General features: G+C 38.9%; 24 protein-coding genes and 2 tRNA genes. 10 read left to right on the top strand and 16 right to left on the bottom strand.

Annotation, left to right across the window (positions count from 1 at the left end):
• The first annotated feature begins 16 nt into the window (after positions 1-16).
• The 6 genes from BEGALDRAFT_RS09735 (at position 17) to BEGALDRAFT_RS09710 (ending at position 3,728) form a co-directional block, all read left to right on the top strand.
• Complete coding sequence (locus BEGALDRAFT_RS09735) at positions 17-316, top strand: YciI family protein (protein ID WP_040295471.1); 300 nt, start codon at positions 17-19, stop codon at positions 314-316.
• A 42-nt stretch (positions 317-358) separates the two neighbouring features.
• Positions 359-637 carry a BolA family protein gene (locus BEGALDRAFT_RS09730; protein WP_002686095.1) on the top strand — a complete coding sequence of 93 codons (279 nt, stop codon included), beginning with the start codon at positions 359-361 and terminating at the stop codon, positions 635-637.
• A gap of 37 nt (positions 638-674) precedes the next feature.
• Positions 675-1,556 carry a peptidylprolyl isomerase gene (locus tag BEGALDRAFT_RS09725; RefSeq protein WP_002686094.1) on the top strand — a complete coding sequence of 294 codons (882 nt, stop codon included), beginning with the start codon at positions 675-677 and terminating at the stop codon, positions 1,554-1,556.
• Positions 1,557-1,672: 116 nt separating this feature from the next.
• The gene (gene smpB, locus BEGALDRAFT_RS09720) at positions 1,673-2,140 is read left to right on the top strand and encodes an SsrA-binding protein SmpB (RefSeq protein ID WP_002686093.1); all 468 of its coding nucleotides are present in this window, start codon (positions 1,673-1,675) and stop codon (positions 2,138-2,140) included.
• A complete protein-coding gene (gene dtd / locus BEGALDRAFT_RS09715; RefSeq protein WP_002686092.1) occupies positions 2,137-2,574 on the top strand; it encodes a D-aminoacyl-tRNA deacylase in 438 nt (145 codons plus the stop codon). Before smpB ends, dtd begins: the two co-directional genes overlap by 4 nt.
• A 65-nt stretch (positions 2,575-2,639) precedes the next feature.
• Positions 2,640-3,728: an ABC transporter substrate-binding protein gene (locus BEGALDRAFT_RS09710; protein WP_002686091.1), complete on the top strand. Its 1,089-nt coding sequence runs from the start codon at positions 2,640-2,642 to the stop codon at positions 3,726-3,728.
• A gap of 285 nt (positions 3,729-4,013) precedes the next feature.
• Here BEGALDRAFT_RS09710 and BEGALDRAFT_RS09705 read toward each other — a convergent pair whose 3' ends face one another.
• Positions 4,014-4,565, bottom strand: coding sequence for a gamma carbonic anhydrase family protein (locus BEGALDRAFT_RS09705; protein WP_002686090.1), 552 nt, complete (start codon positions 4,563-4,565; stop codon positions 4,014-4,016).
• A gap of 151 nt (positions 4,566-4,716) precedes the next feature.
• Here BEGALDRAFT_RS09705 and BEGALDRAFT_RS09700 point away from each other — a divergent pair, with 151 nt between their 5' ends.
• Positions 4,717-5,967, top strand: coding sequence for a lipoprotein-releasing ABC transporter permease subunit (locus BEGALDRAFT_RS09700; protein WP_002686089.1), 1,251 nt, complete (start codon positions 4,717-4,719; stop codon positions 5,965-5,967).
• A complete protein-coding gene (lolD, locus tag BEGALDRAFT_RS09695) occupies positions 5,960-6,658 on the top strand; it encodes a lipoprotein-releasing ABC transporter ATP-binding protein LolD (protein WP_002686088.1) in 699 nt (232 codons plus the stop codon). Before BEGALDRAFT_RS09700 ends, lolD begins: the two co-directional genes overlap by 8 nt.
• Before the next feature lie 351 nt (positions 6,659-7,009).
• Here the strand turns inward: lolD and BEGALDRAFT_RS09690 are convergent, their stop codons facing one another.
• The 6 genes from BEGALDRAFT_RS09690 to msrB form a co-directional block, all read right to left on the bottom strand.
• Complete coding sequence (locus BEGALDRAFT_RS09690; RefSeq protein ID WP_002686087.1) at positions 7,010-8,620, bottom strand: response regulator; 1,611 nt, start codon at positions 8,618-8,620, stop codon at positions 7,010-7,012.
• A gap of 2 nt (positions 8,621-8,622) precedes the next feature.
• Positions 8,623-10,434, bottom strand: coding sequence for a GAF domain-containing sensor histidine kinase (locus BEGALDRAFT_RS09685; protein WP_002686086.1), 1,812 nt, complete (start codon positions 10,432-10,434; stop codon positions 8,623-8,625).
• A gap of 157 nt (positions 10,435-10,591) precedes the next feature.
• Positions 10,592-13,219: a PP2C family protein-serine/threonine phosphatase gene (locus BEGALDRAFT_RS09680; RefSeq protein ID WP_002686085.1), complete on the bottom strand. Its 2,628-nt coding sequence runs from the start codon at positions 13,217-13,219 to the stop codon at positions 10,592-10,594.
• Positions 13,220-13,452: 233 nt separating this feature from the next.
• Positions 13,453-13,530, bottom strand: a tRNA-Arg gene (locus BEGALDRAFT_RS09675).
• Between the two features lie 76 nt (positions 13,531-13,606).
• Positions 13,607-13,701: transfer RNA gene (locus tag BEGALDRAFT_RS09670), tRNA-Ser, on the bottom strand.
• A gap of 50 nt (positions 13,702-13,751) precedes the next feature.
• Positions 13,752-14,162, bottom strand: coding sequence for a peptide-methionine (R)-S-oxide reductase MsrB (gene msrB, locus BEGALDRAFT_RS09665; protein WP_002686084.1), 411 nt, complete (start codon positions 14,160-14,162; stop codon positions 13,752-13,754).
• A gap of 142 nt (positions 14,163-14,304) precedes the next feature.
• Here msrB and BEGALDRAFT_RS09660 point away from each other — a divergent pair, with 142 nt between their 5' ends.
• Positions 14,305-14,736, top strand: a complete 432-nt coding sequence (locus BEGALDRAFT_RS09660; protein ID WP_002686083.1) for a DUF4426 domain-containing protein — start codon at positions 14,305-14,307, stop codon at positions 14,734-14,736.
• Positions 14,737-14,777: 41 nt separating this feature from the next.
• Complete coding sequence (locus BEGALDRAFT_RS09655) at positions 14,778-15,203, top strand: DsrE family protein (protein WP_002686082.1); 426 nt, start codon at positions 14,778-14,780, stop codon at positions 15,201-15,203.
• Positions 15,204-15,217: 14 nt separating this feature from the next.
• Here the strand turns inward: BEGALDRAFT_RS09655 and BEGALDRAFT_RS18210 are convergent, their stop codons facing one another.
• The 9 genes from BEGALDRAFT_RS18210 to tolA form a co-directional block, all read right to left on the bottom strand.
• A complete protein-coding gene (locus BEGALDRAFT_RS18210; protein ID WP_002686081.1) occupies positions 15,218-15,895 on the bottom strand; it encodes a lytic transglycosylase domain-containing protein in 678 nt (225 codons plus the stop codon).
• A gap of 134 nt (positions 15,896-16,029) precedes the next feature.
• Positions 16,030-16,881 carry a carboxylating nicotinate-nucleotide diphosphorylase gene (gene nadC, locus BEGALDRAFT_RS09645; RefSeq protein ID WP_002686080.1) on the bottom strand — a complete coding sequence of 284 codons (852 nt, stop codon included), beginning with the start codon at positions 16,879-16,881 and terminating at the stop codon, positions 16,030-16,032.
• 12 nt (positions 16,882-16,893) lie between these two features.
• Complete coding sequence (locus BEGALDRAFT_RS09640; protein ID WP_002686079.1) at positions 16,894-17,412, bottom strand: retropepsin-like aspartic protease family protein; 519 nt, start codon at positions 17,410-17,412, stop codon at positions 16,894-16,896.
• A gap of 126 nt (positions 17,413-17,538) precedes the next feature.
• Complete coding sequence (locus BEGALDRAFT_RS09635) at positions 17,539-17,856, bottom strand: hypothetical protein (RefSeq protein WP_002686078.1); 318 nt, start codon at positions 17,854-17,856, stop codon at positions 17,539-17,541.
• Positions 17,857-17,900: 44 nt separating this feature from the next.
• Positions 17,901-18,602: a 7-cyano-7-deazaguanine synthase QueC gene (gene queC, locus BEGALDRAFT_RS09630; RefSeq protein WP_002686077.1), complete on the bottom strand. Its 702-nt coding sequence runs from the start codon at positions 18,600-18,602 to the stop codon at positions 17,901-17,903.
• Positions 18,603-18,605: 3 nt separating this feature from the next.
• A complete protein-coding gene (ybgF, locus tag BEGALDRAFT_RS18205) occupies positions 18,606-19,409 on the bottom strand; it encodes a tol-pal system protein YbgF (RefSeq protein ID WP_002686076.1) in 804 nt (267 codons plus the stop codon).
• A 92-nt stretch (positions 19,410-19,501) separates the two neighbouring features.
• A complete protein-coding gene (pal, locus tag BEGALDRAFT_RS09620; RefSeq protein WP_002686075.1) occupies positions 19,502-20,023 on the bottom strand; it encodes a peptidoglycan-associated lipoprotein Pal in 522 nt (173 codons plus the stop codon).
• A gap of 166 nt (positions 20,024-20,189) precedes the next feature.
• On the bottom strand, positions 20,190-21,464 hold the full coding sequence (gene tolB / locus BEGALDRAFT_RS09615) for a Tol-Pal system beta propeller repeat protein TolB (RefSeq protein ID WP_040294936.1): 1,275 nt from the start codon (positions 21,462-21,464) through the stop codon (positions 20,190-20,192).
• An 11-nt stretch (positions 21,465-21,475) separates the two neighbouring features.
• Entirely contained in the window at positions 21,476-22,642 is a 1,167-nt protein-coding gene (gene tolA / locus BEGALDRAFT_RS09610; protein ID WP_002686073.1) for a cell envelope integrity protein TolA, read from the bottom strand.

The following is a 22,642-nucleotide window of genomic DNA, read 5'->3' as shown; positions in this document are numbered from 1 at the left end:
GGACTTATATTTTATGATGTTATATGCAATTTTTTGTGAAGATGCACCTGATTCATTAGAAATGCGTTTAAAAGTGCGTCCTGCTCATTTACAACGCTTAGAAGTTCTAAAAAGCCAAGGACGTTTAGTCTTAGCAGGACCACATCCTGCGATTGATGCAAATGACCCTGGTGCGGCGGGTTTTACGGGTAGTTTAATCGTTGCAGAATTTGCTTCACTGGCAGATGCTTACGCTTGGGCAGAACAAGACCCTTATAAAGAAGCAGGCGTTTATGCCAAGATTAACATTAAGCCGTTTAAAAAGGTTTTTCCCTAACTATTTATAATAATTAATACTATCACTAATGTGGAGGGCATAATGTCAAATCGGGTAGAACGGATAAAGGCGCGGTTACAAGCAACTATAAAACCTGTACATCTTGAATTATTAGATGAAAGTTATAAACATGCAGGACATGCAGGTGCGCGTCAAGGGGGGGGACATTTTGATTTACTCATCGTCAGTCCCGTGTTTGTTGGACAAAACTCGATGCAACGACATCGTATGATTTATACCGCGTTAAGCGATTTTATCCCCGCTGACATTCATGCCTTAAGCATTAAGGCTTATACCCCTGAAGAATATCCTGTGAATTAGGATTTAAAACTATCGTTATCTGAGGAGTATTTCATTGATGAAAGCAGTTGTACTAGCAGGATGTTTGTTTAGTTTAGGTTATTGGAACGTGGTACAAGCCGCAGAGACAAGCGCGCCAGCCACAGGGACAAATAAACCCCTTGCGACGATTAATGGGCAAGCCATCACACAACAAATGTTAGCGGATTACAAAGCATTTCGACAAAAATATGCGGGTGAAGAAGAATCCCCAACATCTGATGAGGCGTTATTAGAAGAGTTAGTCAGCCGTGAATTATTAGTCGCTGACGCGCTAAAAAATGGGGTGGATAAATCCCCTGAATTTTTGAACCAGTTAGAAGCCATGCGTAAAAATTTACTGGTAGGTCTTACGCTTGAACGCTATTTAGCCACGCATCCGTTAGAGGATGCTACCTTAAAAGCTGATTACGAAGAAAAAATTAAACTAGCACAAGGTAATTTTCCGCAAGAGTTTAATGTCAGTCATATTCTGGTTGATAGCCAAGAGGTAGCAAAAGCCTTAATTAACGAATTAAACGCTGGTAAACCCTTTGACGAATTAGCGAAAGCGAATTCTAAAGATACGATTACAGGCGAAAAAGGGGGCGAATTAGGCTGGATTACCCCTCAACAAGTGACTGCCAGTTTTGCCGAAGCGATGGGAAAAATCGAAAAAGGGTTTTTCAGCCAGCAAGCTGTTCAAAGCGAATTCGGCTGGCATATCATTAAAATCAATGATAAACGCCCTATTAGTATTCCGCCTTTTGACAGTGTGAAAGAAAAAGTCCGTAAAGCCATGCAAGCCGAGCAGAAACAAGCCTATATTGAAGAACTACGGATTAAAAACCCAGTAGAAATATTGCTTGCTCCCAATGCGGGCACAGAACAAACAGCCCCCACTCAAGATGCAACCAAGTAGGGGCTGATGGATTGATTCGCATAGATTTTTATTAAAAATAAAAAGTATTTAAGTCTATCATGACCTATGCGAATCAAGGTTTATTGCAGTCATGCAGTGAGTATTGACAATCAAATATGACTAAAAAAAATAAAACTGAGACGGGAACGATTTGTTTAAATAAAAAAGCGGGTTTCGACTTTTTTTTACTCGACCGTTATGAATCTGGACTCGTACTACAAGGCTGGGAAGTCAAAAGTTTACGCGCGGGCAAGGTGCAGATTAAAGACTCTTATATCTTAGTGAAAGACCGCGAAGCCTTTTTATTTGGCGCGTTGATTACACCGTTACAATCCGCTTCTACCCATATTTTTCCTGAATCTCAACGCACTCGTAAACTGTTATTAAATCGCGGGGAATTGAACAAATTAATAGGCTCTGTCGAGCGTAAAGGTCTAGCAATTGTACCGACTGCCATGTATTGGAAAAATGGGCGAGTTAAATTAGAAATTGCCCTTGCAAAAGGCAAAAAAGAATTTGATAAACGAGAAACTGAGAAAGCACGCGATTGGAATCGGGAAAAAGAGCGATTATTTAAAAAATGATAGGGCTATTACAACGGGTTACACAAGCCAGCGTGTCAGTCAATCAAGCCATTGTTGGACAAATTAATACAGGTTTATTGGTTTTATTAGGCGTAGAAAAAACCGATACGACTGCACAAGCCGACCGATTGTTAGAACGATTATTAACATATCGTGTATTTGCTGATGCTGATGGCAAAATGAATATTAGCCTGCGCGACATCAACGGCGGTTTACTAATCGTGCCTCAATTTACCTTGCCCGCTGATACACGCAAAGGCACACGCCCCAGCTTTAGCACTGCCGCTCCACCTGTTTTAGGGTCAGAATTATTCCACTATTTTTGTCAACAAGCACAACAACAACATCCAACTGTTGCCTGTGGCGTATTTGGGGCTGATATGCAAGTCGCCTTAATCAATGATGGCCCTGTGACTTTTTGGCTACAGGTTTAACACTTGCTGTTAAAGTTTTTCCCATGATATCAAGACTAATACGACATTTTCTTATAAGCGGGCTTATGCTGTTTTTATCGCTAGTCTGCACGTCGCTTTACGCAACAGAAACGCCCGAATCGCCGAAAAAAACGTTAAACGTGGTTTCTTGGGGTGGAAAATACACTGAAAGCCAGATAACCGCGTATTACAAACCCTTTGCTGATAAATTTGGCGTTACCATTCAAGCCTTAACCTATTCAGGCGGATTAGGACAAATTCGCTCACAAGTTAAAACCCATAATATAAAATGGGATGTGGTCGATTTAACGCTTGCTGACGCGGTAAAAGGTTGTAATGACGGACTATTAGAACCAATTGATTTATCTGCTTTTCCACTAGGTGCGAACAGCACACCGCCCTTAAACGATTTTTATGATATTACGACGCTGACCAGTTGTGCAGTGCCGATGGTAGTCTGGTCGACGGTGATTGCCTATAACGAAACCCCTTTTATTAAAGCGAAGAAAAAACCGAGTAAATTAACTGATTTATGGGACATTGAAACGTTTGCAGGTAAACGAGGCTTACGAAAAACCCCCCAAGTGACTTTAGAATGGGCATTAATTGCCGACGGTGTGCCATTAACCGATGTTTATACTGTATTGAGCACAAATGAAGGCGTTGATAGAGCATTCACGGTATTAGACAGAATTAAAAAACAAGTGATTTGGTGGGAAACGGGGGCGCAAGCCTTACAATTACTAGATAGTAATCAAGTGATTATGACCGCAATTTATAACGGTTGGGCAAGTGATGCTATTTTAAATAATGGCAAACCTTATAAAATTATTTGGGATGCACAACTATTTGATTTAGATGTTTTATCGATAGTGAAAGGTTCAGCTAATTTAGAATTAGCCCTTGAGTTTGTAAAATTTGCCAGCGAATCCCAACAACTCGCGGAACAAGCCCGTTATATTGCTTATAGCCCTGCGCGTAAATCTTCGTTTAAATTATTACCGACAACAACGCAATTAGGTTATGATTTAAAACAATATTTACCGATGACACCCGCAAATTTTAATACCGCATTACGTTATGACTTTACATGGTGGGCAAAACATCAAGAGGAATTAACCGATAAGTTTAATGCATGGCTGGCGCGGAATTAGTTTTTTAACCTAATCCTCAACTTTGCGATATTTATAAAATAAAACAGAAATGCTGGTTTTTCATTAGAATTCATCAGACAAGATTAAAACATTGTCTGAATCAGGATTTTCAGGATTTTCAGGATTTAAACCCTCAAACCAAAAAATTAATGCGAATCCTGAAAATCCTGTGAATCCTGATTCAGACAAACTGTTGTCTTTTTAAAAGAATCTCGCCGAACTCAGGTTTCTTATTAAACATTTCAAATCAGTTCTATAAGATAATACACTTATTTTTAGACATTTTTACTTTTCCGTCAGTTTTAAACTGGCTGCATGACGTTGAGATAACGATACGTATTGTTCTGCCGAATATTCAAGATATTCCAGCTCTTCATCCGTTAGTGGGCGGACTTTTTGAACAGGGCGACCATGCCATAAGTGTTTACCTGTTAATACTTTATTCGGTGGGACTAAACTGCCCGCGCCTAACAGGGTATAAGGTTCTAAAATCGCATCGTCCATGATAATCGACCCCATGCCGATTAAGCTAAAATCACCAATTTTGCAGGCGTGGAGAATAACTTGATGCCCCACAGTGACCGAGTCGCCAATAATTAACGCCCGCCCACCGACTGAATAACGTCCGTCATGGGTGACGTGTAAAATACTCCCATCTTGGACATTCGTCCGTGCGCCGATGTGAATGGCTTGTACATCGCCACGTGCAACCACCATCGGAAAAATCGACGCATATTCACCGACCGTGACTTGTCCAATCACAAGGGCTAATGGGTCTATATAGGCAGTATTAGCAATTTTTGGTGTGTCATTTTCAAAGTGTCGAATCGGCATCATTTTCCCCTTTTTTCAGCGATGACATGAGCGAAGTTGCTAGATAAATCTAACGAAAACGCAACATTGTTTCTTTAAAATATCCGTTATAATAAGCCGTTTTCAAGAGTCTGACTTCTTTCCCTTTCTGCTAACAGTAGGTTGCAACTTTTTCATGTTCAAACCCCTACCCCTTTTTATTGGTTTTCGTTATACCCGTGCGAAACGTCGCAATCACTTTATTTCGTTTATCTCTCTTACTTCCATGCTCGGCATTGCCTTAGGCGTGACTGCATTGATTACTGTGCTGTCCGTGATGAACGGCTTTGAAAAAGAATTGCGCGAACGGATGTTAGGCATGGCGGCGCATGTTGTGGTCACAACCTTTGATACAGGTTGGAGCGGTTGGCGTGAGTGGCAGGATAAATTAAAAACCTATCCACATGTCACAGGCGTTGCGCCTTTTATCCAAGGGCAAGGCATGATTACTTATAATCGCGCGGTTTATGGCACTTATTTCCAAGGGATAGAGCCAACCCTTGAAGCAAAAATTTCCCAAGTCACGAATAAAATGCAAGAAGGCAGTTTAGACGCGCTCAAAGCAGGCGAATTCGGCGTTGTGATTGGGCGCGAATTGCAAAAATCGTTACAAGCAAAGCTCGGCGATAAAATCACGTTGGTTGTGCCTGAAACCACAGTGACTCCCGTCGGGGTTTTGCCACGGATGAAACGGCTCACGGTTGTTGGTATTTTTGAAGTCGGTATGCACGAGTTTGATAGTGCTTATTTACTCATGCACGTTGATGATGCGGCAAAATTAATGCGTATTCCAGAGGGTGAAGTACATGGGCTTAATTTGAAATTAGATGATATTTTTTTAGCCAAGCAAGTGAGTTATGACATTCGTGAACAGTTACCATTTGGCGTGAGTGCTTATGATTGGACTTATCGCCACGCGAATTTTTTCAAAGCCATACAAATGGAAAAACGGGTGATGTTCGTGATTCTTGCCCTGATTGTTGCGGTTGCTGCTTTTAATATTGTTTCTACCCTCGTGATGGTCGTCACGGATAAACAAGCGGATATTGCTATCTTGCGCACGCTAGGCGCGACACCCTTCAATATCATGCTGATATTTATCGTACAAGGGACATTAATCGGCATTTTTGGCACGTTGCTAGGACTTGCGGGCGGGATTAGTCTTGCCCTGAATGTAGAAACAATTGTGCCTTTCTTAGAAAGAATGTTTAACGTGCAATTCCTACCGGGGGATGTTTATTACATCAGCGATTTACCCTCAGAACTACAATGGTTTGATGTTTACCGCATTACTATCATGTCCATGCTTATCAGCTTATTTGCAACCCTTTATCCTGCATGGCGTGCGTCACGCACCCAACCTGCGGAGGCTTTACGTTATGAATAATGCACCCGCTGACGATGTCGTCTTAATGTGTGACCAATTATCAAAAAGTTTTAAAGATGCAGGCTTATTTGTCGATGTCTTAAAACAAGTCAGTTTAAGCATTAAAAAAGGCGAACAAGTCGCTATTGTGGGCAGTTCTGGCTCAGGTAAAAGTACGCTTTTACACTTACTCGGTGGACTGGATAACCCAACAGAAGGGGATGTCTGGGTGGCAGGGCAACAAATTAATCATTTAAGTCCTGCTAAACGGGGCAAATGGCGCAATCAATATTTAGGATTTGTCTATCAATTTCACCATTTATTGCCAGAATTCACTGCTTTAGAAAATGTCGCTATGCCTTTATTAATTCGGGGTTTAGCGGTAAAAGTGGCGACAGAAAAAGCAAGTTATTTACTCGATGAAGTTGGTTTAGGGCATCGTTTACAACACAAACCTGCTGAGTTATCAGGCGGTGAGCGACAACGTACCGCGATTGCTCGCGCCTTAGTCACTGAACCACATTGTATTTTAGCGGATGAACCAACAGGTAATTTGGATAATCGTACTGCTGACCATGTTTATGAAAAAATGCTCACGTTAAATAAAACTATCGGAACGAGCTTAGTTTTAGTCACACATGACCCTAATTTAGCGGCGAAAATGGATAGAACGCTTCATTTAACCGATGGAATGTTGACAGGGGAGAAATAAAAAACAGGAAACATGGTTTTTTATTCAGGACTGCTAGTCCTTTGGCACATTTCAATAGACCTGCTAGGTTTTCAAAACCTAACAGGTCTTTTTTTGTTTGAATCAGGATTAGCAGGATTTTTAAAACCATGAAAAATAAGTGAATCAACTAGGAGTTTTTAAGTGAGGTTTATTTGGTTTCTACTTTGATTCTTTATGGCTTGAACCTTTCGTTCTGGTTGATGACACGCTCTAAGGCGAAACGAGAAAACTATATCAGTACTATTGTTTATCTTATTAACCACTAAAACATATCACTGCTTGCTTGTTCAGTACCACCCAATTTGGCTTTGGTGTGTTGAGTAGCTAATTTCATGAAGGAGATTTACGAATAAAAACGAAGTGCCCGCCTTCATCATCTAATTCAGGAATTTTATCATACTCAGGATGTAAGCTTATTTCTTTGTCACGGAGAATTATTTTTTCTTTTTGAATAGCTTCATGTATTTGAGAGAATAACTTATATGTAACTAAATGTGTTTCAGTATTATCTTTTAGAAATTGCAATAAATACTGCATAAAAATACTTTTACTAGGCACTTTATGTAATGCACCGCTAGTTAACGCTTTTCGGCTTTTTTTCTGAGAGGCTTGTTCGTATGTACTTAAATCATAATTGTCAACATTTCGAGTAATGCTACCTGCAAAACAAGTGTCATTAATTAGCAATATATGTTTAACATCCATTTGTTTTAAATGTAAACGAATGTCACTATACGTTATCCATTCTGCTTTATTCTTATCATGTGCTTCTGCATTTTTCGTTAACCAAAATCCTTCATCAAGCTTTTTATCCCAATAACCATGCCCAGAATAAAAAATAATCAAACTATCATTTTCTTTGAGTTTTTTCGTGAGCAACTCAAGTTGTTCAAAAATGTCTCTGCGGGTTGCATCTTCCAACATGATGATATTATCTTCATTAAATGAGTAATGAGACAATAATACTTCTTTTAACTCATGAGTTTCCTGAATAGGACATCTAAGTTTACTAATATACTCATAATCATTGATAGCAATTAACAAAGCATAAAAATGCTCTTTTGGTTCAAAGCTACTAATTTTATTAAAAATAATATCAAATAAATTGCCTTCACTCCCTTTATAAATATAACTATTTTTAAACTCTTGTGAATAAAATTCTTTTTTATGAAAAAAGAAATCATTGTTAATTTTTTTATTGAAAAAATCAATTACTTCTTCAAATAAAAAACCAGAAACGACAATAGTCTTTATAGCAGGATAGGCAATTTTAATGGATAAAAAGACATCTATTCCACCATACTCTGTTTGGTTATCTAACTGTAAGTCAATAATAATATAGCGAAATAACCCACTATTATCTCTTATAATTGATAGTGCCTCCTCTTTTGTATTAGCATTAATTACTTCATAGTTTTTTCTTTTAAAGAAATTAGAAAAATTTTCGCAATATTCTATTGTGTCATCAACCAATAATATTTTTTTCATTTTTACCCTTTTTACTTTTCTTTCTTCAATTTCTTCTAATTTAGATAGAGTAGCAATTAAATAATTTATCTCTCCACCTTTAGATATATAGTTTTCTTTAAATTCATTAAGTAAGATAGTTTCATTCTCAATTAAAGAATTATCTTTGATTTGTTCAATCAGTTTTTCTTTTATTTCTTCAGAAAATGGGTAGGCAGATAGAATTATAGGTATTACAGAAGGATATAGCTCTTTAATAGCAATATAAACTTGTATGCCTCCATATTCCGATGGATTGTCTAACTTTAAATCAATAATTGCATATTCAAAACTATGTTTTTTTTCTTTAATTAAAGAGATTGCTTCCTTTAATGTTGAAGCTGTAATTGTAGAAAAATTTTTCTTTATCTTTAGATAAGAAGCTAAATCTTCTCTAATAGATTTTTCATCATCAACAATTAAAATATTTGTCATAATTATTTCTCCTCCGTAATGGGGAGTGTAATTTCAAAACAAGCACCTGTTTCATTTTCCTGCTCACATAATTTAATTTCTCCGCCGTGTACTTCAATTGTCTCTTTTACAGTTGCTAAACCTAAACCAGTGCCCTGTGGGTGTGTAGAGTTAAACGGAATAAATATAGGAAAATCTTTAGCGATTCCAGAACCATTGTCGGCTATTCTTATTTCTATTGTTTTCCCATTTTTGCCAAGTTTTGTACAAATATCTACCGCGCCAGCAGGACGATTAGCTGCTTTAATTGCCCGTTCTGAATTTCTTAATAATTCTTTGATATTTTCAGAGAGCCGAGTGCCATCCAACATAGAAGTAGGAATGTTTAAATCTAGCGTTGGATTAATTTGTATAGAATGATTATCCGCCTTAAATTGCTCAATTTCTGATTGAATAATTTCATTAATGTTTACTTTCTCTTTTTTCAATTGTAATGGCTTACCATAAGAACGAAGCTCATTAATGAGTCTTTTTAAACCAACGGTTGTATTATGTAATCTATCCATTAACTTTAAAATGTTTTCATTGGGTGAAGGCAATAACTCTTTTATTTCTTCTCGTAAAAAAACCTCTATAGAATCATAGTTTGTAACTTGGTTGTTAATTCTATGCGCAGCTTTCGATGAAATCGTTTTGAGCAGTTTTTCTGTTTGTTCTTGTAGATTAGTTTTGTCAATTAGAAATGACTTTTCAATTGTCAATGCAATTACATTTGCGATACTTTGAAAGACTGTTACATCTTGGTCAGTGAAATCCCCTCCCTTTTTATTTTCTACCTTGATGACCCCTAGTAGTTTATTCCCTATTTTTAGAGGATATGCTAATAAATTACGAAATTCTTCTTGTTTACTTGGAGTTTTATATTGAATATCATCATATTTCCCTTTCCACTGTCCTTTTTTAATTTTCGCTTCTAATTCAAAACGACTTTTAATGTGAATAAATGTATCTTCTTTAGCTACTACCCCTGTTAAACCTTCACCGAGTGTATATTCAGCTATATCAACAATATTTTTTGCAAAACCAGAGCCTGCAACACATTTAAGTAAATTATCCTCAGTAAGTAAAAAAATAGAGCAAACCTCGGCATCTAAAGTTTTCATTGTTGTTTCAATGATTTTATCCAGTAATTCTTTACGATTTAATTGACCAACAACAGCACTGGTAACATCTGATAAAGCTTGGAGAATAACTTTTGATTGTTCTTCTGTTTTTTGGTGGGACTTAGCATTTTCTACGGCAAGCGCAACAACGTTTGCAATAATTTTAAAAATAGTCTTATCTGTTTCTGTAAAAAATAAAGAATCATGACATTCTTTTTTATTTTCAACTTTAATAACGCCAAGAATTTGGTCTTTAATTTTTAAAGGAATTGCTATTCCATTTCTGTATTGACTTTTTCCACCTGATTCACTCCATTGTTCTTTATCAAACTTACCTTTCCATTTGTTTTTAGTTGACAGTTTTTGTAGTTCATCTCTATTCTGAATATTAAATTCTTCTCCTAATGCTACTGAGCCTGTGAAACCTTCACCAATACGATACTCGGCAATTCCTACAATTTTTTTTGCAAAACCAGACCCTGCAACACATTCTATAACATTAGGATTATCTTTTTTTCTTAAGAATATTGAACAAACTTCAGCATTCAATGTTCTCATAGTCGTTTCTAATACTTTTTCTAATAATCTATCTAGTGCAAGTTCGCCAACAACATCACTTGCTACTTCAGCTAAAACTGCTGTAATATCTCTTGGATGTGCTTCATTTGTCATGGGCAAATACCTATAATGTATAGGGAGCAATAAAAATGAATAAAGAGTAATAAAAATATATCAAGTTAACTATTAAATATCAATATAGTAACCGTACAATAAAGTGATTTTACGCCTGAGTTCACTGTTTAATTGATGAAATCTCGCCGAACTCAGATTATTTATGTTTCATCACTAACAACGTGATGTCATCGAATACGCGATGTTCGGCAATATGTTTTTTTACGTCATCCACAATACATTGGCAAATATCAACAGCACTTAATTGTCTCACTTCTCTGACTAATTCTGCTAAACGAGTCGTACCGTAAAACTCGCCTTGTATATTTTCTGCCTCAGTAATGCCATCAGTATAAAAAATCACAATATCATCTTTAAATAAAGTAATTGGGTGTTTTTCAACAAAAGATTCGATGTTTTCTTCCAACCCAATTGGAAATCCTAAGTCTAAGGTATCAATGGTTTCTAATGTTCCATCAGCACGAACAATAATGACTTCTTCGTGTTGTCCTGATACGGTTAATATGCCTTGTTTATAATCCGCTAATAGTAGGGTCGACATTTGTTCAGACCCCATGCGTTTGACATTGTGGTAAATCGTGCGATTAATCGTATTAATAAATTTGATAGGATCTGATTCCTGATGTTCGACCAGTGTACGGATAGCTGTTTGTAACATGAGCATGACAACACCGCTTTCTAGTCCGTGTCCTGTGACATCTCCGACTCCAATTTTTAACCCTTCTTCATGGGTCAGCACATCGTAATAATCGCCACCAACTTCGTGACAGGGTTCCATAAAACCCGCAACATCAAGTTCTTTAATTTGTGCTAATTCGACTAATTTTGGCGTGAGCATCGCTTGTAATTTTTGTGTAACGGCAAGCTCTGCTCCCATTCGAGTATTTTCTTGTTTTAATTGTTGGTTTAATTGGGTAATTTCTGCATTTGCTGCGGTTAATTCTATCGTGCGTTCTTCAATTTTAATTTCTAATTCAACGACTAAATCTTGAATCTGGTCGGACATATTATTAAAAGCAATTGCTAATTGTCCAAATTCATCATCTTCTTGTACGGGAATACGGTAGCCTAGATGGTTATTTGCAAATGCTTGTGCACCTAAAATGAGTTGGTAAATTTTTTGGGTAAAGTTATTGGCAATCATAATTGCTGCGACAATTACCATGCCTAATAAGATAATGGCAATTAGTCCTACTTCAAAAGCGGTTTGATGTACCTGTTGAATGGCTTTATCTTCATGCGTTTCAATAAATGTTTGCATGGTTTTGCTTTGTTGTTCTAGTACAGTATGAATATTTTTTTCTATCCCTGTCGCGTCTTTGTGAAATTCATCTAAATTTGCGCCTATGGTGATAAAACCAAAGCCACGCGCAGATTTGCCATATTTACCTGTAAAATAAGGGATACTGGCAGCGGTGGTAAATTTTAAAACGCCTGCCCATGAGATAATAAAGGACCCGTATCCCCCTTGTTCTGTAATTTGAGACCATCCATGACATTGAGGGGCTTTATTGAGATAACGGCAGTCTAGGGCAATTTCTCCGCGATGTTTTTGTTCTTCATCAAGGGTTTGTTGTGTGCTTTGATTTTTAAAAGGGGGATACGTAGCGAGAAAGTCGTTGAGTGAGCTGATGCCTGATTGTTGCCATTCTTGGCGAGTTTCTATGGTTATCCATGGTGGAACTCGTTCTCCTGTTTCTGCATTAAAGCCGACAATAAAGTAGTCTCGCGCATGGGTGATACAACGCCCTAAATAATCCCACATAAAGGCGTAATTGCCCGCGCTTGCGTCTGATATATCACTGAGAATGCGATCATCGGGCATGATGTAGTCGGTAAATTCGCTGAGGTGACGATGATCTAAGGCAAGTGTTAAATAGCCAATTTTTTCGTTATTGTCATAAACTGGGGTTACAAAACGGATAATGCCTTCAAAGGGTTTACCAACAGGGTTTTCAATGCCTGCATAGGCGTATTTTTCTGGCTCAAATGCAATACCTGCGGCTTTTGCGCTTTCTGGGCTGAAAATTCCATTGATTGGAGAGCGTCGATATTCGCCAATAACATCGGATACATAGATTTCACCTTGTTTTAGCGATTGTGCTTCTTGATAGTAGGTTTCTGCTTTTAAATAAGTTTGATTGCGCTGTGAAATATCTTTGAGATGGGTATCAATACTAGAGGCTTTGTATTGTTCTTGCCCTTGTAGATTATAAAAACTAATTTCTTTATATAGGGGAATACGTTGTTTTTTAAAAGTTGGTAGGTTTTTTTTATGAAAAGCCCGTTTATTTTCCTCCAAAATATCTTTTGTTGTTATTGGGTTTTCAGCAATAACTGGTGTTGTATCAGTAACCCATTTTTTTAGTTCATTATCAAAGTGATAAGTGCCATGTACGGTAATATCACGAGTGTTTAAGCGTTGAAATTGCGTTAACGTATTTTGATTAATGGGTAAACTTGCTAATGTTAATAAGTCGTTATCGCGCTCGTAGAGAAATTCGGCGACATTGTGGGCAATCCGAATGGTTGTTTGTTCTTGTGTTACTTGGGACTTTTGGTCTAAGGCGTAAATACTGTCTGCAATGGTGCTACTCGCTGTTTCTTGAATAACACTTTCTGTTTTAGTCAGGAGTGCTTGTCCGTTTTTTGTAAACGTATTGCCAAGTTGATAAACAGAATAAGTTGCAATAAACGCAATGATAATTAAGGGAACGATTTTTAAAACGATGAACGTTAAAATCAGTTTCTTTTTTATTTTCATAGGGAATATCACAACACACTTGATGAGAACAAGAGATATCGTCGATTATTCATTCAACATAAGTTGAGCAACTGCGGGTAATACAGTCGATTGTCGAATGACATCATTAACAGAATGGAAAAAACGTTGCGATTGTTAGAGGCAATTATATAACAATTGTTTGCTAACAGAATGTGAATAAAATGAAATGAAGAAATAACTAGGGGATATATGGAAAGGAGTATTGTTTAAAATGGCGCGCCCGGAGAGATTCGAACTCCCGACCGCCTGGTTCGTAGCCAGGTACTCTAATCCAACTGAGCTACGGGCGCGTACTTTAAAGATTGAGCATTATATAACAGTTTTCTTACTTGTCAAGTTTTACTGAAAAACTATTAAAAACTTGAATGGCGGAGAGGAAGGGATTCGAACCCTTGATAGAGGTTTTTGCCCCTATACTCCCTTAGCAGGGGAGCGCCTTCGACCAGCTCGGCCACCTCTCCGTCTTGGTAAAGAGTGGAAATTATATTTAGCCGTCTTAAAAAAAGCAAGTTTATTTTTCCGTTTTTTCCAATTTTAAGGCAACTGAGTTCATACAGTAGCGTAACCCTGTGGGGGCTGGGCCATCATCAAAAACATGCCCTAAGTGTGCGTGACAGGTTGCACATAAAACTTCTGTACGTTGCATAAATAAACTATTATCCACTTTCATGGCTAATGCTTCTTGATGAATTGGTTGCCAAAAACTGGGCCAACCAGAGCCAGAATCGTATTTAGTCTCTGAACTAAATAATGGTGTTCCACAGCAAACGCAGTGATAAACGCCTGCATCTTTTGTCGCGTAGTATTCTCCTGTAAAAGCGTGTTCAGTGCCTTTTTTGCGACAGACAGCAAATTGTGTTGGGGTTAAAGTTGCTTGCCATTCGGCATCTGTTTTATTTTTCCAATCAGGGGTTGATGTCATTTGTGTAAATGCCTTTTGTGAGTAGCTGGATGTCTTGCAAGGTTATTCAAGCAATATCAAAACATCGTTATGATGAGAGCGTTTTATGTTCACTGTTTTTTATCATTGTCCACTCACAAGTATATAAGTAAAGGAAAACAAGATGCGTGTTTTAATCTATGGTTTTTATGCCTTATTGTTGTTGACGGTTTCTGTTAAAGCAGAACAAGCCGTTTTTGGGGATTATGTGGTGCATTATGCGGCAATCCCTACGGTTGCGATTCCTGAGGAAATGGCGAAAAAATACCAGATTATGCAGGGAGCACATTATGGATTATTGAATGTTTCTGTTTTTCAAACAGCGAAAGAGGGGGCGGATAAAGCCGTTTTTGCCAATATCAGCGCGACTATGCGTGAAGCAAATGGGAAAGAACAGGAGATTTTATTGCGTTTAGTGCAGGAAACAGGGATTTCATATGTGGGGGTGTTTCCTTTTCGTGAGGGGGCATCATTAACATTTACGTTAATGGTTGATCCTAATTTACAAGGAACAGTGCAGCAGATTACCTTTTCACAGTCATTTTTTAGTGACTAACTTTTTTCCCATGACCAAGCTAGCTAGAAGGATAAATTCGTATGTTAAAACATTCTCGTTTAATATTTTTAGGCTTGTTTTTATTTTTTCAGTCAATTGCTTATGTTGAGGCTGCCTCACAAAAAGTCGTGATTCAAGTGAGTTCACCAGACCCACAAGTGCAACAACTCGCGCTTAATGTCGCCACGAATTTATTGAAAGATGTGGGGGCAGAAAATATTAAAATCGAAATTGTTGCCTTTGGACCGGGTTTATCCTTATTTACGCCTGCAAGTCCTGAGTCTATCCGTGTACCGACTTTGGCGGCACAAAATGTTGTATTTTCTGCTTGTGGAAATACGATTAATGAGATAACTCGCATCACAGGGCGTACGCCCGTTTTAGTGCAAGGTGTGCAAGTTGTCTCTAGCGGTGCGACACAGATTATTAAATTACAAGAGCAGGGGTATCGGTATTTAAACCCTTAATCAGGTGATTGAAACTATAGTTGCGCTAAGAATTGATGATATAAATCAGTAACTTTAATTACATAGTTTTGTGTTTCTGGATAAGGGGGAATTGTATTCCCATATTTCATCACCGCGCCTTCCCCTGCATTATAAGCCGCTAAAGCAAGGCTTAAGTCGTTATTAAATAAATCCAATAAATAGCGTAAATATTTTGAACCTCCTTGAATGTTTTCTTGGGGGTTTGTGCTATCGAGAACCCCAAAACGGCTAGCTGTATTAGGCATTAATTGCATTAACCCTGTCGCGCCTTTGGGAGAAACTGCCATTGCATTATAGTTAGATTCTACTTTGATAACCGCATGTAATAAGGCTTCTTCTACACGGGTATCTAATGCCGCAAGCTGGATATAAGAGTCATAATCTGTTTTACGTGTTGCACGGATAGCCTGCGTTGTAACAGTGGATAAAGTCGCTACTTGGCGCGATGGCGGGGTAAAACGATTCGGTAATAAGAGGGCTTGTGGAATAGGGAGATAAACAGAACGTGGTGTTGGCGTGTCTAATTTATAACTGCGTGAATAGAGCATTGCCTCGTCTTGTGTTGTGATGGGTGGCTTGTTGCTAAGGTGTAATACGCCACGTTCATCAATGTATTTGTAAACAGTAACGCTTTGCGGTTTTTCCGTATCTGCTTTAACAGGTGGAATCATACAAACGCTAAAAGTACACAACAGCCATCCATAAATATGAGAATACCGAGCTATCATCCTAAAAACCAAGTGATTTAATCTAGCTGTCTATTGTAACGAAATCAATAAGTAACAGCTAGATTTATAAAGAAATCTTAATCTATTATTCTCATTGATAAATCAATTGCTTGTACGTGTTTGGTTAATCCACCTATCGAAATAAAATCCACGCCAGTTTCTGCAATCGCTTGTAACGTTTCTAATGAAACCCCGCCTGAGGCTTCTAAACTTGCCCGCCCTTGTGTCAATTGCACTGCCTCACGAAACATGGGTAAACTAAAATTATCCAATAAAATGCGCGTCGCGCCTGCGGCTAATGCAATTTGTAATTCTTGTAAGTTTTCAACTTCAATTTCAATCAGTAAATTTTTACCAATAGTGCGAGCCTTATCTAAGGCTTGTGGAATAGAACCTGCTGCAAAAATATGATTTTCTTTAATCAGAAAAGCATCATATAAACCCATGCGGTGATTCATTCCGCCCCCACAACACACCGCGTATTTTTGGGCTGTCCGTAATACGGGGATAGTTTTACGAGTATCTAAAATCTTCGTTTTGGTATGGCTAACTGCTTCAACATAAGTTGCTGTTTGTGTCGCTGTACCTGACAGTAATTGTAGAAAATTCAATGCAGTTCGTTCACCTGTCAACAGAGAACGACTTGCACCAGACAGTTTACAGAGCACTTGGTCAGGTACAACACGCTCGCCATCATGAGCAAACCATTGAATTTGTACTTTTTCATCTAATTGGCGAAAAACTTCGCTAAACCATGCAACACCACATAAAACGGCTGATTCGCGGGTAATGACTTGTGCAGTGGCTTGAGCTTGTGCATCAATCAATTGGGCGGTCACATCGCCACTGCCAACATCCTCCGCTAATGCCATACGTACAACGGTCTCAATATCCGCAGGAAGTGCAGGGGACGTTAATGTATTCATCATTTTTTAATGCCTTTATGGATGTTGACGAAGAATTAATTGATTACCGCGCTGAGTGAATTCAATTTGACGTAAAAAGCTCATTCCTAAAAGAATATCATCACCAGTATCTTGTGGATTAATGCTTGCACTAATGTCGCGCAATACAATATCTCCCAATGCAACAATGGCTAAACGGGTTGAATAGACAGTAATAGTTCCGTTTGCAGTACCCACTTGCATCGGGAGTCCCCGTTCTAGTCCTAATTTATTGGCAATGTGTAAAGGAATAGAGACTTGTGTTGCCCCCGTATCTAAGAAAAATGTAACAGCTTGCTGATTAATAAAGCCTTGTGCCACATAATGTCCAATAGAATTGCGGGTTAAAACAACTTCAATACCACCATCTAAAGCATGTGTGCTTTGAACGCGGGTATTTGGATTATGTTTCTTTTCTAAAATGTGATTAAAAAAAACGGTTAGTAATCCCAAACAGAGTAAACAAGCAACGACTATCATGCCCTTGCCTAAACGATTGGGTGTATCGGTTGACATGATAAAGCTCCCTGTCGCTGATTATCCAGTAGTGATAAGGCGACATTATGATGATAAAAGGTGTTTTACAATAATAGATATTATCGCGGAATGTTTGAATGATTAAAAAAACACTAATGAATAGGCTTAATGGGCAGGGGCAGGGATTCGTAAAGATTCTACACGATATAAATGTTCATTAGGTAATAGCTTAATATATAAGGCTTCGTCTAAAAAAACCTCAATAATTGGGTTATCAAATAAATCCCGTTTTTCCGTTTTAACTGTGCTAGGTTGCGCTAGTTTGGTGTCAATACTGCTATAAGCAAGTTGTCCATCCGCGTAGAAAAAAGGGATTTTTCCATCAAGTGTAAAATAGGCAAAGTCGTCTAAATTTTGTAAAGCAGAAAATTCAATTAATTCGGCATGGCTACTGAATAAATAAGAAAATTTATACTTGTCCATTCTCATCCCCCACAAAAATACGTTAACGCATTCAATCCTATAGACTAAATCGGTGCATTGGCTTGATACTGTGTTGGATCGACGACCCCTAATTGCCTAAAACCCTCCGCCCGTAATCGACAAGCATCGCAAACGCCGCATGCTTCGCCCGTTGGTGAAGGCTGATAACAAGAAATCGTTACCCCATAATCCACCCCCAGAGCTAAACCCGTTTGAATAATTTGGGCTTTGCTTAAATCAATTAAAGGGGTGTGTATCGTCATGCGTTGTCCTTCAACCCCTGCTTTTGTGGCTAAATTGGCTAATTGTTCGAACGCAGTAATAAATTCAGGACGACAATCAGGATAGCCCGAATAATCGACGGCATTCACACCAATAAAAATGTGGTGTGCTTGTAATACCTCTGCCCATCCTAACGCAATGGCTAAAAAAACGGTATTGCGTGCAGGAACATAAGTCACAGGAATCGCATCTCCAACGCCAGTGGTTGGGACGGCAATTTGTGCGTCTGTTAATGCAGAACCGCCAATGCTATCCATATTTAAACAAATGGTTTTATGCAAAGATGCACCTAAACGGTCGGCAATTGTTTGTGCGGCATTTAATTCCACTCGATGCCGTTGTCCATAATCAAAGCTTAAGGCAAAGCATTCAAACCCTTGCGATTTTGCAATCGCTAATGTTGTCGCAGAATCTAATCCACCAGAAACAAGTACAACGGCTTTTTCTTCTGCCATTTGTCCCATACCTTACAGCCCTTCTCGTCTAATTTTTTGGAGTCGCTCTTGTGCTAATTTTGCCGTTGCAGTGCCAGGGTAATTATCTAATACCTTTTCTAAAAAGGCTTTTGCTGCCTCTTTATCATGTAATTCATAATAAATATATCCCATCTTTAACAAGGCTTGTGGATGCTTCGCGCTGTTTGGATGACGTTCTACTAAAGTATTAAACGCATTCAATGCCACATTGAAATTTTTCAACGCATAATAGGATTCTGCCATCCAATACTGTGCGTTATCCGCGTTTCGACTTTGGGGAAATTGTTTTAAAAAACTATCGAAGGCTTTTGTCGCTTGGCTATAGTTGCCGTTCTGAATAAAATCAAATGCTTGTTGGTAGGCTGTATTTTCATCACCGCTACTGACTAATGGTTCTGTTGTTGGGGACGTGCTTGTATCAGTTGCAGAATCAGTTGTCGTATAAGCGGGATTAGTGACGGGAGCTTGTGCTAATGCCGTTTGTTGTTTTTGAATTTCTTTTAAACGATTATCGATATCAACATAGGTATCTTGTTGTTGTTTACGCAATTGTTCTAACTGATAAGTTAAAACTTCGTTGTCACCGCGTAGTTTTTGCAATTCAGTTTCTTGTTGGGAGAGTTTCGCATCTTGTTCTAACACCGTTTTCCGTAATTGATCCACCTGTTGCATCACTTGAAAGAGTCGTTCATACAAGGGATTACCAACGACTGTGTTATCATCTGGGGCAGCAAGAACCAACGACATAGCGCATGTGTTTAAACACAAAAACGCAATGAATTGACGTAATAACATGATGGACTCCAAGACAAGAAGGAAATTCAGACAAGTTGCGTGTGTTTCATAGTGAACACACGCACTTAGGATGAGAGACTGCTATTTATTGCTTAGGGATAAACTAATTCAACACGGCGGTTACGTTGCCATGAAGATTCATTATTGCCTAAGTCTAAAGGTCTTTCTTCACCATAGCTCAGGGTGGTTAAACGGTCAGCAGAAACCCCTAAAATGGTCAACATACGTTTTACAGATTCTGCACGACGCTCACCTAATGCTAAGTTATATTCACGAGAGCCACGCTCATCGGCATGACCTTCTAAACGCACTGCAGCAGTAGGGTTAGCACTTAAAAAACGCGCATGTTCTTCTAATAAATTACGACCTTCAGGACGAATGTCGCTACGGTCATAATCGAAGAAAACGATGCGGTCAGCAGGTGCGGTTAAACCAGATAAATTGTTGCTATCAACATTACCTTGATTGACACCTGTCGTGGAAGAGTCGCGGACAGGCGGGGCAACCATTTCTTCAGGTTTGGCTTCAGCGGGTTTTTCGCCGCCTTTAGAGCTACAACCTGCGAAAGCTAAAACAGCTAATAAAACAGCACTATAACGTAAGTACTTACTCATAACACACTAACTCCTTAAACATAACATAGCAATAAATGGACAGAGACAACTAAAAATGACATGCGTTATTTAAACGAACAGGGTCTAAATCACGCATGATAAAAACACCTTACTATTAACAAGCAATGAATAACATAATTTGTGAATAGTAAAAACCTAAAAAAAACTAATCTAAAAAAGGTGACCATGCAGGTTCACGTACTTCATCCCCTGCTTGTACTGCTAACCGTTGGCGAACACGCCCGTCAATAGATACTGCTGCAAGTTGTCGTCCTGTGCCATAAATCACCATGCTACCATTAGGCGCAAAACTCGGTGACTCATCTGAGGAGCTATCGCTTAATATGGACAATTGTCCACTGGCTAAATCCATGACCGCAATTTGATAACCACGTCCTCCATTATGTAGCATTAATAATTTAGTACCATCTGGGGAAACACGCGGGCGAGCATTGTAATTGCCTGTAAATGTCAAGCGTTGTGCGCCACCGCCTCCTAAAGATATCCGATAAATTTGTGGACTGCCTGTTCTATCTGAAGTAAAAACTAAACTACCCCCATCAGGTGTCCATTCTGGCTCAGTATCAATAGAGGCATCGTTAGTCAGACGGGTAAAAGATCGACTCCCTACATTAAATACATAAATTTCAGGGTTTCCATCTCGTGATAAGGTCATCGCAAGACGTGAACCATCAGGCGACCACGAGGGCGCACTGTTTAAGCCTTTAAACGCCGCAATACGATTACGTCGCCCAGAGCTAACATTTTGAATATAAACGCCTGCTTGTTTTCCTTCTAAGGACACATAAGCAACATTTTGTCCGTCAGGAGACCAAGCGGGAGAAAAAATAGGTTCGTTTGAATCTAACATCATTTGTGGGTTAGCCCCATCCATATCAGCAACATATAATTTATATTGACTGGTATTAATGCCACGACGCACGGTAACGTAAGCAATTCGCGTGCTAAAAATCCCACGTTCACCTAATAGGGTTTGGTAAATCACATCGCTGATTTTATGCGCAACTTGGCGCAAGGTTGCATTGGTTGCGGTATAGCTTAAGCCTACCAATTGCCCGCCTTTAAAAACATCAACCAGTTGAAATTCAATCGTATAATTACCCGCACCGCCCATAATTCGCCCAATGACAACATGAGGCATACCAACAGCTTGCCAACTGGGAAGATTTACTTGTAACAATTCCGTCGGCTGTTGGGGCATATTACCGATGGGTAAGGCTTCAAATTTGCCCGTGCGTTGTAAATTATTGGTAATAATACCCGCAATATCGACAGGTACGCTTGCTTGATTACCAAAAGGCACAATCGCAATAGGTTGTCCGCCTTGGCGACCGCCCACGATATCAATGACTAAATCGGCTCGAACAACCTGCGCCCAAGCTAATAATCCTAAACAAATGGTAAAAAGGAAATTACGCATATTGGTTCGCTTCATTGTGGTTTGAATTTAAAGGTAAAAGTTCTAAAATCATCCAGTAAATCAGGAGGAATAGGTAACGGTGATGCTTTGCGTACTGCTAACTCAGCAGAGTTATCAAAGCTAATATTGCCACTGCTACGGGTGACAATGGCTTCAGCAACCGCGCCATTAGGCATAATCGTGACTCGAATATCGCACGACAAGCCGTTTACAATCTCATCCGCAGGTCTCACCCATAAACTTTTTACCTTTTGCGCGATTAAGGCAATGATTTGTTGTTTACGGTTTTCTAATGCCTGTCGTGCTTCTGCTTCTTGTCCTGCTCTAGCCTCATCTGCGCGTTGACGGGCAAGCTCTTCTTGAATTTCACGTCGACGTTGGTCTTCAATTTCTTTGGCAATTCGTTTTTTCTCTTCTTCTTTACGCTTGGCTAATTCTTTTTCTTTGCGTTTTTTCTCCGCTTCTTCTTTTTCGCGCTCTTCTTTCAAAAACTGTTCTTTTGCCTCTTTTGCTAACCGTTCACGCTCTAATTTTTCTGCTTTCGCACGTTGCTCGGCTTCCGCTTTTAAACGAGCGGCTTCTTTTGCCTGTTCAGCTTTTGCACGTTTTTCTTCTTCTACTTTTTTCCGTAATTCTTGTAAACGTTGCTGTTCTGCAACGTCTGCTTTTTGTTTTTCAGTCAATGCGGCTTCTTTTTCTTGGCGGGCTTTTTCTTCTTCCGCACGGCGTTGTTTTTCCGCTTCTAGCTCTTTTTCTAACACGGCTTGTGCAAGGCGTTGTTTTTCTAACTCTGCTAATGACTTTTCTTGAGCTTCTTTAATCTGTGCGAGTTTTGCCGCTTCGGCTTGTTGAGCAGCTTTAATGGCATCTAAACGGGCTTGTTCTTCTGCTTGTGCGCGGGCTAATGCATCCGCCTCTGCTTGTTTTGCTTTTTCTGCATTAATAATACGTTGTTTTTCTAAAGCAACTTGTTTTTGCTGTTCTTTCTCGGCTTCTTCAATTTGTTTTAAATCTGCTTCAAACACGGCTTCATCTACCATTGTGGCTTGTGGTAGTTCAATAACCGTCATTGGTTGTTCAAATAGATTAACCCCGAAAAATATTAAGAAGAAAAACAATGCGTGCGCAAGCAGTGCAAAGATAAACGCGATTGCTGTATCAGCAGTTTTATTTGCCAT

Origin of the sequence: Beggiatoa alba B18LD (assembly GCF_000245015.1) — a bacterium.
Taxonomy (GTDB): Bacteria; Pseudomonadota; Gammaproteobacteria; order Beggiatoales; family Beggiatoaceae; genus Beggiatoa; species Beggiatoa alba.
The sequence above is the reverse complement of the archived record's forward strand: the minus strand, read 5'-3'. Positions and strand labels throughout refer to the sequence as shown.

What these genes read in the sequence shown, in the direction of transcription:
- tolA (WP_002686073.1), bottom strand. Translation starts at nt 22,642, where the DNA reads ATGGCAAATAAAACTGCTGATACAGCAATCGCGTTTATCTTTGCACTG.
- BEGALDRAFT_RS09690 (WP_002686087.1), bottom strand. Translation starts at nt 8,620, where the DNA reads ATGACAAATATTTTAATTGTTGATGATGAAAAATCTATTAGAGAAGAT.
- BEGALDRAFT_RS09655 (WP_002686082.1), top strand. Translation starts at nt 14,778, where the DNA reads ATGTTAAAACATTCTCGTTTAATATTTTTAGGCTTGTTTTTATTTTTT.
- tolB (WP_040294936.1), bottom strand. Translation starts at nt 21,464, where the DNA reads ATGCGTAATTTCCTTTTTACCATTTGTTTAGGATTATTAGCTTGGGCG.
- BEGALDRAFT_RS09635 (WP_002686078.1), bottom strand. Translation starts at nt 17,856, where the DNA reads ATGGACAAGTATAAATTTTCTTATTTATTCAGTAGCCATGCCGAATTA.
- smpB (WP_002686093.1), top strand. Translation starts at nt 1,673, where the DNA reads ATGACTAAAAAAAATAAAACTGAGACGGGAACGATTTGTTTAAATAAA.
- BEGALDRAFT_RS09685 (WP_002686086.1), bottom strand. Translation starts at nt 10,434, where the DNA reads ATGACAAATGAAGCACATCCAAGAGATATTACAGCAGTTTTAGCTGAA.
- pal (WP_002686075.1), bottom strand. Translation starts at nt 20,023, where the DNA reads ATGAGTAAGTACTTACGTTATAGTGCTGTTTTATTAGCTGTTTTAGCT.
- BEGALDRAFT_RS18210 (WP_002686081.1), bottom strand. Translation starts at nt 15,895, where the DNA reads ATGATTCCACCTGTTAAAGCAGATACGGAAAAACCGCAAAGCGTTACT.
- queC (WP_002686077.1), bottom strand. Translation starts at nt 18,602, where the DNA reads ATGGGACAAATGGCAGAAGAAAAAGCCGTTGTACTTGTTTCTGGTGGA.
- BEGALDRAFT_RS09710 (WP_002686091.1), top strand. Translation starts at nt 2,640, where the DNA reads ATGCTGTTTTTATCGCTAGTCTGCACGTCGCTTTACGCAACAGAAACG.
- BEGALDRAFT_RS09680 (WP_002686085.1), bottom strand. Translation starts at nt 13,219, where the DNA reads ATGAAAATAAAAAAGAAACTGATTTTAACGTTCATCGTTTTAAAAATC.
- BEGALDRAFT_RS09735 (WP_040295471.1), top strand. Translation starts at nt 17, where the DNA reads ATGTTATATGCAATTTTTTGTGAAGATGCACCTGATTCATTAGAAATG.
- lolD (WP_002686088.1), top strand. Translation starts at nt 5,960, where the DNA reads ATGAATAATGCACCCGCTGACGATGTCGTCTTAATGTGTGACCAATTA.
- BEGALDRAFT_RS09640 (WP_002686079.1), bottom strand. Translation starts at nt 17,412, where the DNA reads ATGTCAACCGATACACCCAATCGTTTAGGCAAGGGCATGATAGTCGTT.
- dtd (WP_002686092.1), top strand. Translation starts at nt 2,137, where the DNA reads ATGATAGGGCTATTACAACGGGTTACACAAGCCAGCGTGTCAGTCAAT.
- BEGALDRAFT_RS09705 (WP_002686090.1), bottom strand. Translation starts at nt 4,565, where the DNA reads ATGATGCCGATTCGACACTTTGAAAATGACACACCAAAAATTGCTAAT.
- msrB (WP_002686084.1), bottom strand. Translation starts at nt 14,162, where the DNA reads ATGACATCAACCCCTGATTGGAAAAATAAAACAGATGCCGAATGGCAA.
- BEGALDRAFT_RS09730 (WP_002686095.1), top strand. Translation starts at nt 359, where the DNA reads ATGTCAAATCGGGTAGAACGGATAAAGGCGCGGTTACAAGCAACTATA.
- BEGALDRAFT_RS09660 (WP_002686083.1), top strand. Translation starts at nt 14,305, where the DNA reads ATGCGTGTTTTAATCTATGGTTTTTATGCCTTATTGTTGTTGACGGTT.
- BEGALDRAFT_RS09700 (WP_002686089.1), top strand. Translation starts at nt 4,717, where the DNA reads ATGTTCAAACCCCTACCCCTTTTTATTGGTTTTCGTTATACCCGTGCG.
- ybgF (WP_002686076.1), bottom strand. Translation starts at nt 19,409, where the DNA reads ATGTTATTACGTCAATTCATTGCGTTTTTGTGTTTAAACACATGCGCT.
- BEGALDRAFT_RS09725 (WP_002686094.1), top strand. Translation starts at nt 675, where the DNA reads ATGAAAGCAGTTGTACTAGCAGGATGTTTGTTTAGTTTAGGTTATTGG.
- nadC (WP_002686080.1), bottom strand. Translation starts at nt 16,881, where the DNA reads ATGATGAATACATTAACGTCCCCTGCACTTCCTGCGGATATTGAGACC.